At 59.4% G+C, this 16,647-nt stretch carries 8 protein-coding genes; 7 read left to right on the top strand and 1 reads right to left on the bottom strand.

The window, feature by feature from the left end; genetic code table 11:
- The first annotated feature begins 8 nt into the window (after positions 1-8).
- The 6 genes from putA (at position 9) to ACYVI2_RS20920 (ending at position 13,820) form a co-directional block, all read left to right on the top strand.
- On the top strand, positions 9-3,749 hold the full coding sequence (putA, locus tag ACYVI2_RS20895; RefSeq protein WP_460490348.1) for a trifunctional transcriptional regulator/proline dehydrogenase/L-glutamate gamma-semialdehyde dehydrogenase: 3,741 nt from the start codon (positions 9-11) through the stop codon (positions 3,747-3,749).
- A gap of 214 nt (positions 3,750-3,963) precedes the next feature.
- The gene (locus ACYVI2_RS20900) at positions 3,964-4,917 is read left to right on the top strand and encodes a tripartite tricarboxylate transporter substrate binding protein (protein ID WP_415820416.1); all 954 of its coding nucleotides are present in this window, start codon (positions 3,964-3,966) and stop codon (positions 4,915-4,917) included.
- A gap of 24 nt (positions 4,918-4,941) precedes the next feature.
- Entirely contained in the window at positions 4,942-5,427 is a 486-nt protein-coding gene (locus tag ACYVI2_RS20905) for a tripartite tricarboxylate transporter TctB family protein (protein ID WP_415820415.1), read from the top strand.
- A gap of 1 nt (position 5,428) precedes the next feature.
- Positions 5,429-6,916 (top strand): tripartite tricarboxylate transporter permease, encoded by a 1,488-nt coding sequence (locus ACYVI2_RS20910; protein ID WP_415820414.1) that lies wholly within the window; start codon positions 5,429-5,431, stop codon positions 6,914-6,916.
- 392 nt (positions 6,917-7,308) lie between these two features.
- Positions 7,309-13,470 (top strand): hemagglutinin repeat-containing protein, encoded by a 6,162-nt coding sequence (locus ACYVI2_RS20915; RefSeq protein ID WP_415820413.1) that lies wholly within the window; start codon positions 7,309-7,311, stop codon positions 13,468-13,470.
- Positions 13,443-13,820: an SCO4402 family protein gene (locus ACYVI2_RS20920; RefSeq protein WP_415820412.1), complete on the top strand. Its 378-nt coding sequence runs from the start codon at positions 13,443-13,445 to the stop codon at positions 13,818-13,820. The genes ACYVI2_RS20915 and ACYVI2_RS20920 overlap by 28 nt, the downstream gene beginning before the upstream one ends.
- A gap of 314 nt (positions 13,821-14,134) precedes the next feature.
- On the opposite strand, the gene ACYVI2_RS20925 is transcribed toward ACYVI2_RS20920, so the two are convergent.
- A complete protein-coding gene (locus ACYVI2_RS20925) occupies positions 14,135-15,043 on the bottom strand; it encodes a hypothetical protein (RefSeq protein WP_415820411.1) in 909 nt (302 codons plus the stop codon).
- A gap of 551 nt (positions 15,044-15,594) precedes the next feature.
- Between ACYVI2_RS20925 and ACYVI2_RS20930 the strand changes: the two genes are divergently transcribed.
- Positions 15,595-16,149: an MbcA/ParS/Xre antitoxin family protein gene (locus ACYVI2_RS20930; RefSeq protein WP_415820410.1), complete on the top strand. Its 555-nt coding sequence runs from the start codon at positions 15,595-15,597 to the stop codon at positions 16,147-16,149.
- Positions 16,150-16,647: the final 498 nt, after the last annotated feature.

Here is a 16,647-nt window from a genome sequence, read left to right on the forward strand (position 1 = left end):
AAGTTTTCATGGATACCTTATTGCCCACCGGCCACCCTGCTGATCGGTTTACCCAACTGACGCCTTTGGCAACGCAATCGCCGTTGAAGGCCGCTATCACCGAGGCCTGGTGCCGGCCGGAGCCCGCCGCAATCCCCTGGTTGATGGAGCAGGCGCGTTTGCCCGAAGACATGGTGGCGCGCAGCCAGGCCTTGGCGACCCGTATCGCGACGGCACTGCGCGCGCGCAAGGCCTCGCGCGGCAAGGCCGGATTGGTCCAGGGCTTGCTGCAGGAGTTCTCTCTGTCCTCGCAAGAGGGTATTGCTCTGATGTGTCTGGCAGAGGCATTGCTGCGTATTCCGGATACGGCCACGCGCAATGTGCTGATTCGCGACAAGATCAGCCATGGCAATTGGAAAGAACACGTCGGCCAGAGCCCGTCGATGTTCGTCAACGCTGCCGCCTGGGGGCTGATGCTGACCGGCAAGCTGGTAGCGACGCACAGTGAGCGAGGCATGACGAACTCGCTCGGGCGCTTGATTGCCAAGGGGGGCGAGCCGCTGATCCGCAAAGGCGTAGACATGGCCATGCGCATGATGGGCGAGCAATTCGTAACCGGCGAAAACATGGCCGAGGCGCTCAAGCATGCACAGGCGCTGGAGACACAGGGCTTTCGTTATTCCTACGACATGTTGGGCGAGGCGGCGCTGACGGCGGCCGATGCGCAGCGTTATTACCAGGACTACGAGCGGGCTATTCATGCCATCGGGAAGGCGTCGAACGGACGGGGTGTGTATGAAGGCCCTGGCATTTCGATCAAACTGTCGGCTTTGCATCCGCGCTATTACCGTGCCCAGATCGGCCGGGTGATGGCCGAGCTGTATCCCAGCGTGCTCAAACTCGCCCGGCTGGCGCGTCAGTACGACATCGGCCTGAATATCGATGCCGAGGAAACGGATCGCCTGGAACTGTCGCTGGAGTTGCTGGAAAAACTATGCTTTGAGCCGGAGTTGCAGGGCTGGAAAGGCATAGGCTTTGTCATCCAGGCCTACCAGAAGCGTTGTCCCTATGTCATTGATTTCATCATCGATCTGGGGCGGCGCAGCGGCCAGCGCTTGATGATCCGTCTGGTCAAGGGCGCCTATTGGGATACGGAAATCAAACGTGCTCAGCTCGAGGGAATGGAAGACTATCCCGTCTACACGCGCAAGCCCTACACTGATTTGTCCTATATCGCATGCGCCCGCAAACTGTTGGCCGCGCCCGATGCCGTCTATCCGCAGTTCGCGACGCACAATGCCCAAACGCTGGCCACGGTTTATGAGCTGGCCGATCCGCAAAGCTATTATCCCGGGCAGTATGAGTTCCAATGCCTGCACGGCATGGGCGAACCCTTGTATGAACAAGTGGTGGGTTCGGTGGACGGCGGCAAGCTGGGCCGTCCGTGTCGGATCTATGCGCCAGTGGGAACACATGAGACACTGCTGGCGTATCTGGTTCGCCGCTTGCTGGAAAACGGTGCCAACACGTCTTTCGTGAATCAGGTCGCGGATCAGGATTTTCCGATCGAGTCCTTGGTACAGAATCCGGTCGAGTTGATCGAGAAAATGGCGTTTGCCGAGGGCAAAGTCGGTGAGTCGCATCCCGGCATTCCCATGCCTGCGGATCTGTATGGCCGGGATCGTGTGAATTCGCGTGGTTTGAACTTGGCGAACGAGCATACGCTGGCTCAGCTGAGCCATGATCTCGCCGAGGCAGCGCGTCAAACATTAGCTGCCGGGCCGATGATTGCGCCGGATATGGCCAACGCACACGATATCGTGCCGCTGCCTGTGCCGGTTCTGAATCCGTCGACGCATTCGGACCTCGTCGGCTCTGTGCGGGAGGCCACCAAACTGGAGGTCGAGGCCGCGTTGCAGGCCGCTCATGATTTTGCGCCAGCCTGGGCGAGTACGCCTGCGACCGAGCGTGCCGCCGCGTTGATACGCGCTGCCGACCTCATGGAGGCGCAAATCAAGCCGTTGATGGGCATCCTGGTGCGCGAGGCGGGAAAAACCTATGCCAATGCGATCGCGGAGGTCCGCGAGGCGGTCGATTTCCTGCGTTACTACGCGGCCCAGATACAGAGCCAATTCGACAATGCGACGCACACGCCTTTGGGGCCGGTAGTCTGCATCAGCCCATGGAATTTCCCGTTGGCCATTTTCACGGGCCAAGTCGCCGCCGCGCTGGCGGCGGGCAACACCGTGCTGGCAAAACCCGCTGAGCAAACGCCGCTGATCGCGGCACGGGCGATTGAATTGCTGTGGCAGGCAGGCATACCTCAGGCGGCGGTACAGTTACTGCCGGGCCGTGGAGAGACAGTGGGCGCTCAGTTGACGGGCGATGCGCGCGTGATGGGTGTGATGTTCACGGGCTCGACCGAGGTGGCCCGAATTCTGCAGAAGACCGTGGCGCAGCGTCTGACACCTGACGGTCAGCCGATCCCATTGATCGCCGAGACCGGTGGTCAGAACGCAATGATCGTGGATTCGTCGGCATTGACTGAACAAGTCGTGGTCGATGTCTTGAGCTCCGCGTTTGATAGCGCCGGTCAACGTTGCTCGGCGCTGCGCGTGCTGTGTGTGCAAGAGGACGCGGCGGATCGTCTGATCACTATGCTCAAGGGCGCGATGGAAGAACTGCGTCTGGGCAACCCGGAACAGATCGCCAATGATATCGGTCCGGTAATCGATGCCGAGGCTCAAGCCAATATTCAACGTCACATCGACACGCTGCGCGGCAAGGGGCGTGCGGTGCATCAATTGTGCCAGCGTGATCCCGGTACGGCGCAGGGCACCTTTGTTCCGCCGACGCTGATCGAATTGCCGGATCTGGCTGATTTGCAGCGTGAAGTGTTTGGACCTGTCCTGCACGTGGTGCGCTATCGCCGCGAAGATCTCGATCTGTTGCTCGCACAGATCAAGGCGACCGGTTACGGTTTGACGATGGGGTTGCACACGCGTATTGATGAGACGATTGACCGTGTGGTGCATGCTGCCCATGCAGGCAATGTCTATATCAACCGTAATATCGTCGGCGCTGTGGTGGGTGTGCAGCCTTTTGGCGGCGAGGGCCTGTCGGGTACAGGGCCTAAAGCCGGTGGACCACTCTACGTGTATCGCCTGCTGTCGCGACGTCCCGACGCCGCGTTGGCACAGCCGTTTGGGGTACAGACGCAGATCCAATCCGCTCCGGTGCGATCGGCGCAGGCGTCTTTGGCCCAGTGGCGTCGGGCACAGGGGCAGGCCATGGAAGCTGCGCAGCCGTTTTTCAGCGATACGATGTTTGAGTTGGCCGGCCCCACTGGCGAGCGCAACACCTATCAGGTGTTGCCGCGGGAGGCGGTGTTGTGCCTGGCTGACAATGATGCCGATCGGCTTAATCAGTTGGCAGCCATATTGGCGGTTGGCAGTCATGCCGTGTGGCCTGGTGCGAATGCTCAGGCCGTGGCTCTGCATGGCCGCCTGCCGCAGGATGTACGCAACCACATCACGCTGGCCTCCGATCTGGCGCACGCCAATTTTGACGCGGTCCTTCATCATGGCGACGAGGAATCCCTGCGTCGTACGTTGGCGGCGATCTCGCAACGGGACGGAGCGATTGTGACCGTCACGGGCTTGGCGAGCGGCGAAACGCAAATTCCGTTGGAGCGTCTTGTGATCGAACGGGCCCTGAGCGTGAACACCGCGGCAGCAGGGGGGAATGCCAGCTTGATGACGATGGCTTGATAGGGGTATCCCCGGCATGACCTCCGGGATATTGACGCTGTGCGGCGCCGGCCCACGGCCGGCCGAGAACTGTCTACTGGCTGAATACCCCGAAAACAACGGCATGGCATTGCGCCCGAAAATTGTCTAGTATCGAAGTCTGTTACGCCGTATATCAATAAACAGGCTACGGCCGATGGGTGGCATCACGCATCGGCCAATCGAGGAGACATCCATGCTAGGGATTACACGGGTTTTGGCTTCATTGGTCGTGGCTGCGCTGCCCTGGGCAGCGGGGGCCGCACCGGCAAAGGTCATGGCGCCGGGAGGGCCAGGCGGCGGCTATGACGCCGCGGCACGCGTGCCGCTGCAGGTCATGCAGCAGGCCGGCATTTTCACCGACGGGTTCCAGGTCACGAACAAGGGCGGCGCAGGCGGCACGATCGGCTTGGCAGAGTTCATCAACACCAGCAAGAACGACGACAACGCCATCATGTCGATGGGGGCGATCCTGGTCGGCGGCATCATTCTGAATAAATCGCCGGTATCGCTGGATCAGGTGACGCCTCTCGTCAGATTGACCGATGACGCCGATGTACTGGCCGTACCGATGAATTCGCCCATCAAGACGGTAGCCGATGTGATCGCCGCGATGAAGAGCAACCCCGGTGCACTGGCAATCGGCGGCGGTTCGATTGGCGGTGTCGACCAAGTCGCGGCAGGGCTGATCGCCAAATCCGCCGGCGTCGATCCGCGCAAGCTCAATTACATCCCCTATCCGAGCGGCGCGGAGCTGGTGCCCTTACTGGTCAGTGGACAATTGAAGCTGGCATTGTCGGGATTGTCAGAATTCAAGCCCTATGCGGATCAGAAGCGCCTGCGCATCATTGCCGTGACGTCCGATAAGCGTCTGCCAGGCGTTGACGCGCCGACCCTCAAAGAGTCCGGTGTGGACGTGGTGATCGGGAACTGGCGCGGTATTGTGGGAGCGCCGGGGATGAGCAAAGAAGGCCGTGCCATGTGGCTGGATCGTTTTCAAAAGATGCATGCCTCACCCCAATGGAAGCAGACCCTGGAGAAACAGGGGTGGGATGATGCTTATCTCGCAGGGGACGATTTCGCCAAATTCCTGGACGAGGAAAAAGTCCGCCAGGAACAGGTGTTGAAAGATCTCGGCCTGGCAAAGTAAGCCATTCCCGTACAGGAGAACGTCATGTCCGCGACGCCGCAACGCCGTCCGTGGTGGTTGGCCTTGGCCGTGATCATTATTGGCGCGATCTGGCTGCAGCAAGGGTATGCGCTGCCAGACGCGGCGGGCTATGGTGGGGTCGGGCCGGGGGCTTTTGTCATGCTGGTCGGCGCGGTCCTGATTCTGCTCGGGTTAGCCTTGATGGCGCAGATCGCGCGCGGTGACTCGTTTGATCCCCAGGAAGCCGAGAGTGCCGAGGCCGACGCCGCACCGTCGCGCAAGGCTTTTGCCTTTGCCGCAGCAGGGGCGGGCGTACCGCTACTGACGATGCAATCGCTCGGCTTCCCTTTGACCGCCATGCTGGCGTTTGTCTTGGTCACGCATGCGTTTGGATCACGCCGGCTGGTGCTCGACAGCGTGATCGGTCTGGTACTGGGGACGATTTGCTGGGTGGGATTTTCCTGGTTGGGTGTGACGTTGGGCGGCGCATTGCCGCTGGCGGGGTGGTGAGATGGATGCCTTTGATTCCTTGATGGCGGGTTTTGGGGTCGCGTTGCAGCCTGCGCATTTGATGTGGGCGTTTGTCGGATCATTACTGGGGACGGCCATTGGCGTGTTGCCGGGGATCGGACCGGCCCTGACGATTGCGCTGCTGTTGCCGGTGACGGTGAAGCTGGCGCCGACGGCCGCATTCATCATGTTTGCCGGCGTGCTGTACGGCGCGATGTATGGCGGGTCTACGACCTCCATATTGTTGAATACCCCTGGCGAAAGCGGCTCGATGATGACGGCGCTCGAGGGGAACAAGATGGCGCGCGCAGGACGCGGCGCCGCCGCGTTGGCGACCGCCGCGATCGGGTCCTTTGTGGCGGGGACATTGGCGACATTGGGCTTGACGTTCCTGGCGCCGGCGATTGCAGAACTGGCGTTCGTGTTCGGGCCGGCAGATTATTTCGCCTTGATGCTGTTGGCCTTTACGTCGGTATCGGTGGTGTTGGGGACATCGCGGGTACGCGGGTTTATTGCGTTGTTCCTGGGCCTGGCGATGGGCGTGGTGGGCATTGACGGCCCGTCTGGCCAGGCGCGCCTGGCGTTCGGTTCTCCGGACTTGTTGGACGGCATCGATATCACGGTGGTGCTGGTGTCCTTATTTGCCGTCGGGGAAATTCTCTATGTGGCCAGCCGCTATCGCAACGCGCCGCCTGCGGTGAACCCGCTGTCGGGTGGGCACTGGATGACGCGGCAGGATTGGCAACGGTCGTGGAAACCCTGGTTGCGTGGAACGGCGCTGGGTTTTCCGATCGGGGCGTTGCCGGCTGGGGGCTCCGAAGTGCCGACATTTCTGTCGTACACGATAGAGCGCCGATTGAGCCGGCACAAAGAGGAGTTCGGCAACGGCGCGATTGAGGGGGTCGCAGGGCCCGAGGCGGCGAACAACGCGGCGGCGGCGGGCATTCTGGTGCCGTTGCTGACCCTGGGCTTGCCCACATCGGCGACTGCTGCCGTGTTGCTGGCTGCGTTCCAAAGCTATGGTCTGCAGCCCGGCCCATTCTTGTTCGTCAACAGTGCCGATCTGGTATGGGGGCTGATCGCGTCGCTGTATGTAGGCAACCTGATGCTGCTGGTTCTGAATCTGCCGCTGGTGGGCTTGTGGGTGCGATTGCTGTTGGTTCCCCGTCCGTATTTGTATGCGGGCATCCTGGTCTTTGCCATGGTCGGGATCTGGGGCGTCGGCACGTCGTGGATGGATCTGCTGCTGATGTTTGTGATCGGTTTGGCAGGTTATGTGATGCGCGTTTATGACTTTCCCATCGCGCCAGTGTTGATCGGATTGATTTTGGGGCCGCTGGCAGAGACGCAATTGCGCCGTGCTTTGTCGATTGGCGAAGGCAATCCGCTGGTGCTGGTGTCCTCGCCGTTGTCGGCCACCTTCATCGCGTTGGCGCTGGCCGTGCTGTTCTTGCCGGCGCTGTTGCGCAAGTTGCGGGCGAACGCGTGATCGTCCTGCCATCCTGATAAGCTGGCGCATCGAGTGGGTAGGAATGTAGGAATAGTCCTTTTTTTTATTTACCTGATCGTTGCTCGTCAACCGTAGGATCTACGGTTCAGCCAGCTATATCAACGTATTTGCCGCTGAACGGGTAGCGAAATCCGGTCGCTACCCCGCTACAAAACAATAAGAACGTTAGCTAGCCTAGCGGCTCGCTCAGCCGAGGGCGATGCGTTGGCGCCTGTTTATACCGTTGGAAACTGTGCAACGACATGCCTCGATGCTGGGCGTCTTGCCCTGGCTGAGCCCTATCGGCTCGGTTGTTGATTTCCTCCTCTCAATTTTCACATCCATCGCACCGCGTTGCCGGTGGCGGTGCCGTGTGCGTCGTGAATGTGTAGATGATGCGTTTGTTCCGTATTCAGGCTTGTGGCGTGTTGGCCAGGGTGTTGGCGTGTGTGTTGCTGGGTCTCTCTGGCGGTGGCCAGGCATGGGCGCAGACCTTGCCCCTGACCGTTGATACTGGAGCGGCCGGGGTACGCCCGGTGGTGGGCAATCAAGGCGGGGTGCCGGTCATCCAGATTGCGCCTCCTGCGGCAGGGGTGTCGAACAACAAGTTCACCGAGTTCAACGTCGGTCCTTCTGGCGTCATTTTGAACAACAGCGGTGCGGCGAGCCAGACGCAGTTGGCTGGCCAGATTGCGGGCAATCCCCACTTGGGCCGCGGCCCTGCGACGACGATCCTGAATCAGGTGACTGCACCCAACCCCTCGCAGTTGCGTGGGTTGCTGGAGGTCGCGGGGCAACGCGCTAATGTGATCGTCGCCAACCCGGCCGGGATTGCCTGTGACGGGTGCGGATTTGTGAATGCCTCCCGGGCCACGTTGACGACGGGGCGGCCGCTCGTCGGTCTGGAGGCGGGGGCACCAGGCAGTGTGGCCTTTGAAGTCACCGAGGGCCTGCTGCAGATCAATGGCCAGGGTTTGAATGTCTCCAACATTAGCAACGTTGATTTACTGGCGCGCGCGATTCAGATCAACGCGCAGGTATGGGCCGACCATCTGAATGTGGTGGCCGGTGCGGCGCGCGTCGATGGTGTCACCGGCGAGGTCACGGCGATCCAAGGCAAGGGGCCTGCTCCCCGGGTGTCGCTGGATACGGCCGCGTTAGGCGGCATGTACGCCAATTCGATCCGATTGATTGGTACCGAGCGTGGCCTGGGCGTGAACATGGGCGGTGCGCTGCAGGCGCTGACCGGCGATCTTGTCATCACGAACGAAGGCGAGGTGCACATCGCTCCCCAGGGGTCGATCAAGGCCCATGGTGAGGTGTATGTGCAGGCCCCGCGTCTGGAGACCCGCGGCCGCGTGGAGGGCCAGCATGTCTCGGTGCGTGCGCAGTCGTTACTCAACGAAGGGGGCACGATTCAGGCGGCGGGCGACATCGATATATCGGTGGCGTGGATGCACAACCTGAACGCGAATTTCGCCTCGGAGAACGTGGAGCTGTCCTCGACTCCCAAGGTGTATTACACGCCGAGCGGCAGCACGGACATGTACGATGCCGCGACGACCTGGCTCTGTGATGCGGTGACGCCGGCCTGCGGCAAGCACCCGAGCTGGCTCAATGATGACCCCGAGCGCCGCCTGTTGCTGCCTTCGGCGCAATATCCCGAGGCGCAATATGGGCCGCCCTTTGATTACGTGCCGCAACAACGCGGCCACGCCGGGATCACCAGTCCTATTGCCTTGAGCCTTACCCCGTCGCAGCGGACGTGCCAGGGGCCGGGTGGCGACGCCGGTTGCAACTGGGTCACCACACCGGACCAATTCCATTACGAACCCCATGGGCGCATCTGGACCGCGTTTGGCGTAGCGCCGCCTCAAGGGCCGCAGCCTGTCTGGCATGAATCCAAGGCGCGTCGTGGCCGGCAGTCTGATGACCGCCCACGCGTGACCACCAAACCGCACAATCAACCCACACCCGAACGTCGAGCTTACGAGGCGGCGATCAACACGTACAAAGGACCGTACGGGGAACTGGATTCGCGCATCCGGGCGTTCAACCAAAACTTCAAAGACCGGCTGGTCCAGGACTTTACCTATTACGAAGTCCACGACAAGGTGTCCGAGACACGCACGCGACACAGTCAGCCAGGCCGCATCCTGGCCGGTGGCGCGATTGCGTTGCGTGGCGAGGTGACCAACGACAAGAGCCACATCGTCGCCACCGGCCCGTTGACCATCGCGGGTCCGGCGCTGCGCAACCACGGCGCAGGCGGTGAGCGCCGGGTGACGCGTGAAGGGCAGGCGACCTTTACCCAGGCGCGGCATGGCGATCGCAAGGCTCATCGTTCGCCTTATCACGTGACCTTGTCGAGCGAGCCCATCTCGTTGCCCGTGGGGCCGTCCAACGTATTTCCGCAAGGGGCGCTGCGCGATCAGCACGAGTACACCACGTTGATCTCCGGCAGGGACACGTTTATTGCGGTTGAAGGCGAGCTGCACAACAGCGGCATGATCGCCCCGCGCGAGGCCATGGTGGCGAGGGCGGCGAACATCCTCAACCAGGAGGGAGGGCGGATCCAGGGGCGCATCGTAGACCTGCAAGCCCGTGAAAAGCTGCGCAACGTCGCGTCGCAGATCAAGGGCGACATCGTCTCGCTGCGTGCTGGGCAGGATATCGAGTTGAGTTCGGTCGTTGCGTCCGAGAGCCTTGGGGCCACGTCAGGAACACACATGGCTGGCGTTTCCCAAGTGCAGGCCGACGACCTCCTGATCGCAGCCGGGCGGGATCTGAAATTGGTGGCTGCGCAGGTGTCGGCTGAACACGATGCGCACCTGCGGGCGGGGCGCGATATGCGTTTGGACACGGTCACCGAACGACATCGAGAGGCGATCGTGGGTGATGCCCACAATCGCCATGAACGACAGACGACTCGTGCCGTTGGTTCAACGGTCGCAGCCGGGGGCGATCTGACAATGATGGCGCAGCAAGATCTCAGCGCCGATGCTGCGCAGATCGATGCGCAACAACACCTGGCGGTAGGTGCAGGCCGGGACGTCAGCGTGGGCGCAGGCAAGAGCACGGGCTCTGCCAGAGATCAATCGCGGACCAAGACAAAGGGCTTGTTGTCATCCAAGACGACGGACACCGTCAAGGCTGTTGCGTGGGAACGCGCCGAGGCGTCCACTTTGACAGGCGAGACGGTGGAGGTCGTCGCGGGCCGGGACTTGAAGGTCGTGGGCTCAAACCTCGTTGGAGAACAGGACATACAGATCACCGTAGAGGGCGATCTTCATGTTGCTGGGGCCGATGAACACTACGAGACTTATCAGTACGAAAGAACCAGAAAGAAGGGCATCGGCAGTGGCGGCGGTTTCAGTGCGGGTTACCAGAAGCAAGTCCGCACCGATAAGTTTCAGACAGACAGTACAGGCTATGCGGCCAGCACGCTCGGCAGCGTCGAGGGGAATTTGAACCTCGATGCCGCCGGAGACATCTACATGCAGGCCAGCAACCTGTTGGCCCAACATGGCGACATCACGGTGCAAGGGCGCAACGTAGAGATCGTGGCGGGGATGGGCCACGCGCATCAGGCGGAGCATCACGAATTCGAACAATCGGGCCTGAGCATCGGCGTGGCGGGCGGTGTACTGGGTGCTGCGCAGCAGATCCAGCACACGATACGTGAAGCGAGCGGAGCACAAAGCGGACGGTTGGCGGCCGTCAAGGCGGGGCAGGCCGCGTACGAGGCCGTGCAGGCGGGGCGGATGATGGCGGCCCAGGACGCAAACAAGCAGTCCGGTGCTGACGGTCAGGCTGGAACCGACGCGCAGGCGGCGAAGAAGGGCCAGACTCAGGCACAAATCCAGATCAGTGCGGGCTCGACCCGCGCGAGCAGTACGACTAAACGCACGCAAGAAACGGCGTTCGGATCGTCGGTGATCGCGGGCGGCGACGTCAATATTGTTGCCGATGGTGAGCGAGGCGCGCAGGGCAAACTGACGGCTGCGGATTCGCCTATTGCGGCGTCAAGCGCGGCAGGGGGCAATGTGAAAGGCGCCAGAGATCGCGCTACGGATGTTGCGAAGGGCGAGGCTGCGCGGGCTGGCGGCCACATCACGGTCGCAGGCAGCGACATTGCTGGCAAAAATGTCCTGTTGTCTGCCATGGATGATCTGACCCTGCAGGGCGTGACGCAGACCTCGACCGAGATCACCAAAAACCATAACAGCGGCTGGAAGGCCGGTGTCGGTGTGGGCGTCTCTGAGGGCGGTGGCGGCATCAACGTCTTTGCCAGTGGCTATCAGGGCGGTGGTCGAGGCGAAGGCAACGGCGTTGAACGTCGGGAAACGCAGATCAGTGCGCAAGACAACGTGGTGATGCTCTCGGGCCGCGACACGGTGTTGGCCGGTGCCCAGGTCCGAGCCGATCACATTGAGGTGTCGGCGCGACGCAATCTGGAAATAGTTAGTCAACAAGATTCGGACCGTTACGATGCCAGGCAGCAGCAGGTCAACGCCGGCGGCAGTTTCAGCGTGGGGTCGATGACCGGGACTGCGAACCTGGGAGCCAACCGGGGCAAGACTCGCTCGCGTTACGACAGTGTGAACGAGCAGACCGGTCTTTATGCCGGTGAGGGCGGGTTCGACATCGAGGTCGGTGCGCACACACAACTGGATGGTGCCGTGATTGCCAGCCGTGCCGCACCGGACAAAAACTATCTTGCGACCGAGACGCTGGGTTTTACGGACATCGAGAACAAGGCTGCTTATCGCGCCTCGTCGACGGGCATGTCGGTGGGCGTGGCCGGTGTCTTCGATATTCTGGAGAACCAAGGATCCATCGTAGGCGGCCCGCCCGGGGGCTTGAGTCTGGCCGCGGCGCGTGGGACGGCCTCTGGTACGACGCAAGCGGCGATCGCACCGGCCACGATCGAGGTGCGTGCGGATAACGCCAGCGGCCGAGACAGCGCAGCGGGCTTGAACCGTCACGCAGATAACGCCAATGGCCGTATAGACCGGATCTTTGACCAGAATCAGGTCCGCGAGCAACTGGAATTCCAGCAGGCCTTTGCGCAGCTCGGCATGCAGATCGCGGGGGATGTGGCGGCCCAACTCCAAAAAGACAATCCGGAGCTGTGGGCGGAAAAAGGCGCGGGACGTATCGCGCTGCACGCCGCTGTTGCAGGCCTGGGTGCAGCCTTGGGCGCGGGCGATGTCGGCGGCGCTGTGGCGGGCACCATCGCAGGCGACATTACCGCGAACCTCGTGCGCGACCAGGTCGAGCAGGCCGTGCAGAGCCTGCCCGCGGGGTCCAAAGAGACCGTGGCCAAGGTCATTGTCAACGTGGTCGCCAGCACGGCAGGCGGTTTGGTTGGCGGGACCAGCGGAGCCGGCGGCGCGGCGGCGGCCGATCGCTTTAACCGTCAACTGCACCCTGACGAAGGCGAGCTGATCCGCAAGCACGTCGACCGCTATGCCAAACGCCAAGACATCAGTATCGAGCAGGCAAAGGCAGAACTCACCGGGCAGGCGCAACGCCAGACCGACGACCGTGCCGCCGAGTACTACGCGGAAAATCCCACCGCCCGTGGGTTCCTTGCAGAGATTGCGACAGAGCTGCAGGGCAGCGGTTTTGCGTACTTCGATGGTCAGATCGATCAGAGCAATAAAAACGAACTGCAGTTCGCCGGCTTCTTACACGATAACGACAATCTCGCCGAGTTCTATGACGCAGTCAATTTAGGCGATCTCTACGACACCGCGTGGGAGCATCTGCGGGCGAGCAAGCAGAGTTTGAGCAGCCTGACCGGCGTCACTCGCGCACAGGCCGAAGCGGCAGACACACTGGATTATTACGCTACCAACCCGGGAGACTTGGCCAAGGTGCGGGAGGCATTACGAGCTGAGCGTGACCATGCCCTCGCCGAGGGAAAAGCATGGGCCGAGCGTGATGGAGCGATCGCACGCGAGTACGAAAGAACCGCCCACATACTCGACGAAAAGCTGGAGACGATCAAGACCAAACAAAATGGTGGCGTCTATGAACTCAAGGACCTGTCGCCGGAAGACCGAATCGCGCTCGGCGCGGCGATGCCGTCGATGGAAGGGAAAGCGGGGCGGGTGAGCTCGCCACCAACGCCGGGAGGGGGCAAAGCGGCAGGAGCAGCAAAGACGAAGCAGGGCCCCGCGGGCTACGTTTCGGGAGGAAACGGTAGAGAATTAAGTACGCTAACGAGGACCGGCGAGCACTGGCGTGTTCCTCAGAGTGTTGTCGATAGGTTTCCAAAGGAATGGGAAGTGGGGTTAAATAAAAAAGGCGTTGGTTATCGTTGGCAAGATCCCAAAAATCAAGGTAATGGTGTACGTATCGACAAGGGTAATTCGGAAGTAAGTCAGCCTATTCAACAAGTAGATCACGTAATTGTGCGTTCTAATGGAAGAGTTATTGGCCGGGACGGAAAGCCAATAGAAGGCTCGATTAAAGATAGTCCAGAGCAGGCACACATCCCTTTAAGTGAGTATCAAAAATGGAAGACCTGGAACTCTCCGGATTGAAATGTCCAGCAATGCGAAAAGAACTGATAGATTATCTGCAAGGACTTGCGGATAAAGACTATCAGTACAAAGCTTGGGTCAATGATCAGCGGCCGGGTGGTGGTCATGATGAGCTGAATTACGCTATTCATTTCCTATATGACGATACGAATCTGGCGGGAGATCCGAGATCCACGCTTGGATGGTTTTTGAAAAATGATGAAGAAGTCGTTTCGATATCCGATCTTGTGAAAAAAATAGATTTTGTTTTTGGTAAATATGGCCTTGAGTTGACGGACAAGGAATACATTGAAAAGCCTGAATGGGATGATGTCGTTCAGGCTGCCAAGACGGCGTTGCGAACAATGTAGCGTTTGTGCGAATCTGACCCATATAGCTTTGAAAGAAAAATTCCAAAGCATAGATATGTTGGATTCAAGAGATATGACGAAAAATTAATACGTCAAAGCGAGATCAGAGAACTCTTGCCGCGCCGCTCAGACATTCGTCAGAATGCAGGAAAGCTCAGAGTCTGCCACAGCTGCATAGCGTTCAAGTTAGCACGCAATGACGTCGCTAGTCTCTCCTAGCGACGTCATCCAGATAGCTTAGAGACTAGCTATCTTTCGATACTTGTCTCCTCATAACGTATGACACACGGTACGATGATAAAGGTGCGGTTTGGTTAAACAAACTGCTTGCTCGGTTTAACCGTATTGCTGCTGGGATTGCTGTGAGCGTCAACCTGTTGTTGAGCGCCCGTCGTGCGCATAGGATCAGCTAGCCAATCCAGGTCGTTGATGTCGTCTAGCTTGACACCGGCTGTCATCAAAATAGCGACAGCATGGGTATTGCCTGCCTGTATCTCATTTTGCAGCATTGTCTTAGCAGCGGCCCTGAAGAGCCAATTAGTCTCTAATAGCCCTTTCAGCTCACGGATTTTCAACGATGTGGATGAATGTCGCTCTAGGGCATAGTGTTGGATCATCGAATAAGCGATATTACCCCTACCCGGATGAGAGATCCGAGACAGCAAGACATTCATGACGGCATGGAATCGGACGCCGTCGCATTTGAGCAGGTTTTTTATTGCCTGCTTATCATCAATGGAACCAGCTAGGAACAGCGCGTGGTTCCAGCCCACACCACCTGCAATCATGAGTTCCGCCGCCTCTAGATTGCTTTGCTCTAATTGCTCGTAGAGCGCGCTATCTGAGGCAAACTCACCATGATCAGGAACCTCCTCCGAATCAACGATTGTCCGAATCGCGCTGATACGTTCTTCGCGGCTTAGGCCAGGCATGTTGACAACGGCTTCCATCAACGGGCCTGGGCTGATGCTCTGTGATCTGGCCATTTCCATCAATCCCGCCAGATTACGCTTTTGCCCGAAGTGCGCGGCAACAAGTTTGTCCGAGCTGAGTGTGCCGGCTCGATGCGGTACGGCTTGGTCAGCGCTATCAGCATTACTAGCGAGATCGCATCCCTCTGGATCGGCCTTGATCGTTTCGGTGCCCGTATCTGGCGCAGCGAGTGCGCTCATTGCAGGCAATGCGGTAGACGTGCCAGTGGACAGATTTTGTACGTATTCCATAAGTGTTTTCTAAAAGATAGCGTCGTTGATTGGTGATTTCACCGATCGATGAGTAACACTGACACTAAGCCGCGTTCCGATTCCTGGTTCGCATGCATCACGCCAGGCCTTAAGCTTTCCGTCTGAGTCGACGATAGTGGGTGGAATTTCGGTGTCTCCCCGATATGGGGGTTCTTCGAAGAAAAACAGACTTACAGAAAGCCGTTTGAAAAAAGCAATGACGCGTAACGCCAGACCCTTGGATCAGAATTCGTTGAGGCTCCTAAACAGCACGGTTTAGATAATCTGTACGTCGCATTACCAGAATTTCTGCAGAAAATGTTCCGGGGCACCCTCAGATGGGCGGTCGGATCAGTCTGGTAATAACGAAGACTCCGTCAACCCCCCATTTGCAAATCCCGCCGAGCGGAATAGCCTGTATTCACGTTGACTTAGCTCACGTGCCGTGCCTCAGGATGCAATTCGTCTTTGTGCCTTAACTGAACGCAAAAAGAGATCACGCTTTCCCGCGTGTGGTGCGGCCGACTCATAACAACATCAGGAGACTCCGCGTGTCTACACAGACGATCCTTTGGATCCCCATCGCACATAGGAAATACGCCGAAGCCAATGGCGCGAAATATGATGCCGAACAAGGCGTATGGTACGTAGCAGGAGAAATACCATCCGCACTGGTCGAGTACATCGCGCTGGCCCCTCGCGCGCGCGACTATACGAAAGAGGCAGTACCGAATTGCCCTATCTGTGGACATGCGATGGTCTGGATCAATACCAAGAAACCGTTCTGGGGCTGCAGCCAGTATAAGAACACTTATTGCCGAGGGTCTCGTCCCGGAGACTACGCGGCACGCTATCCAACCACCTTCGCAGCCCCCAAAACCATATCGAACAACGCTGCCGGCAGTTCAACGTTTGTGCGTGGTATTCATCTGACTCGAATCCTGTCGCTGCTGCGCCGCTGTGTTCAAAACAATGACAAGATATTGATCTGGTTGAACGAGAATAGAACCGAATTCAGGGGAAAGAGCGCCTTGGAACTCATGGGGACCAAAGACGGCCTCCGGCGCGTCGAAGCATTCATTCTCGAAGCCTTCGACGTGTCTTAAGAGGTAAAGATGCAGTCGTTTAGCTGCACGTCTTTGGATGTCGCGAAGCCGTGGTATGGACGATTTCCTGTTGGCCTATGAGAAATCGTTGCTCGAGAGATCTTCTGTTTGCCACCGAGGCCAAAGCCCTCGCATGTCGATCACGAACGCTATTCATTGGTGCGCCCGTAGGCGCCAATGAATAGCCGCCCTGCAAGATCTTCGTCTTTGCAGAAATCATCACCTACGAAGCCTACGTAGACCACCCGTCCCAGCGACGAGGGGATCAGAGATGCTGTGAGTCGAAGCGGGGCAGTGACCGTGTTGACGCGCCTCGGAGTCGAGCGAGGGAAACCGAAGGAGCGTAGCGACGAGGTTGACGAAGCGGTGTCGGCCGCGCAGGTGGCCGACCGACTCCGTGAAGCGCCAATACGGTCACTGCCCCGATTCGACGTCCAATAGCACTCAATCCCCGTCCTGCCAATACTGAAACGTCCAATAGAGTTCCCCCATCAGCAG

The organism is Bordetella tumbae, assembly GCF_054780995.1.

Excerpts from the sequence above, each read along its gene's own strand:
- putA (WP_460490348.1), top strand. The coding sequence starts at position 9 with ATGGATACCTTATTGCCCACCGGCCACCCTGCTGATCGGTTTACCCAA.
- ACYVI2_RS20900 (WP_415820416.1), top strand. The coding sequence starts at position 3,964 with ATGCTAGGGATTACACGGGTTTTGGCTTCATTGGTCGTGGCTGCGCTG.
- ACYVI2_RS20905 (WP_415820415.1), top strand. The coding sequence starts at position 4,942 with ATGTCCGCGACGCCGCAACGCCGTCCGTGGTGGTTGGCCTTGGCCGTG.
- ACYVI2_RS20910 (WP_415820414.1), top strand. The coding sequence starts at position 5,429 with ATGGATGCCTTTGATTCCTTGATGGCGGGTTTTGGGGTCGCGTTGCAG.
- ACYVI2_RS20915 (WP_415820413.1), top strand. The coding sequence starts at position 7,309 with ATGATGCGTTTGTTCCGTATTCAGGCTTGTGGCGTGTTGGCCAGGGTG.
- ACYVI2_RS20920 (WP_415820412.1), top strand. The coding sequence starts at position 13,443 with ATGGAAGACCTGGAACTCTCCGGATTGAAATGTCCAGCAATGCGAAAA.
- ACYVI2_RS20925 (WP_415820411.1), bottom strand. The coding sequence starts at position 15,043 with ATGGAATACGTACAAAATCTGTCCACTGGCACGTCTACCGCATTGCCT.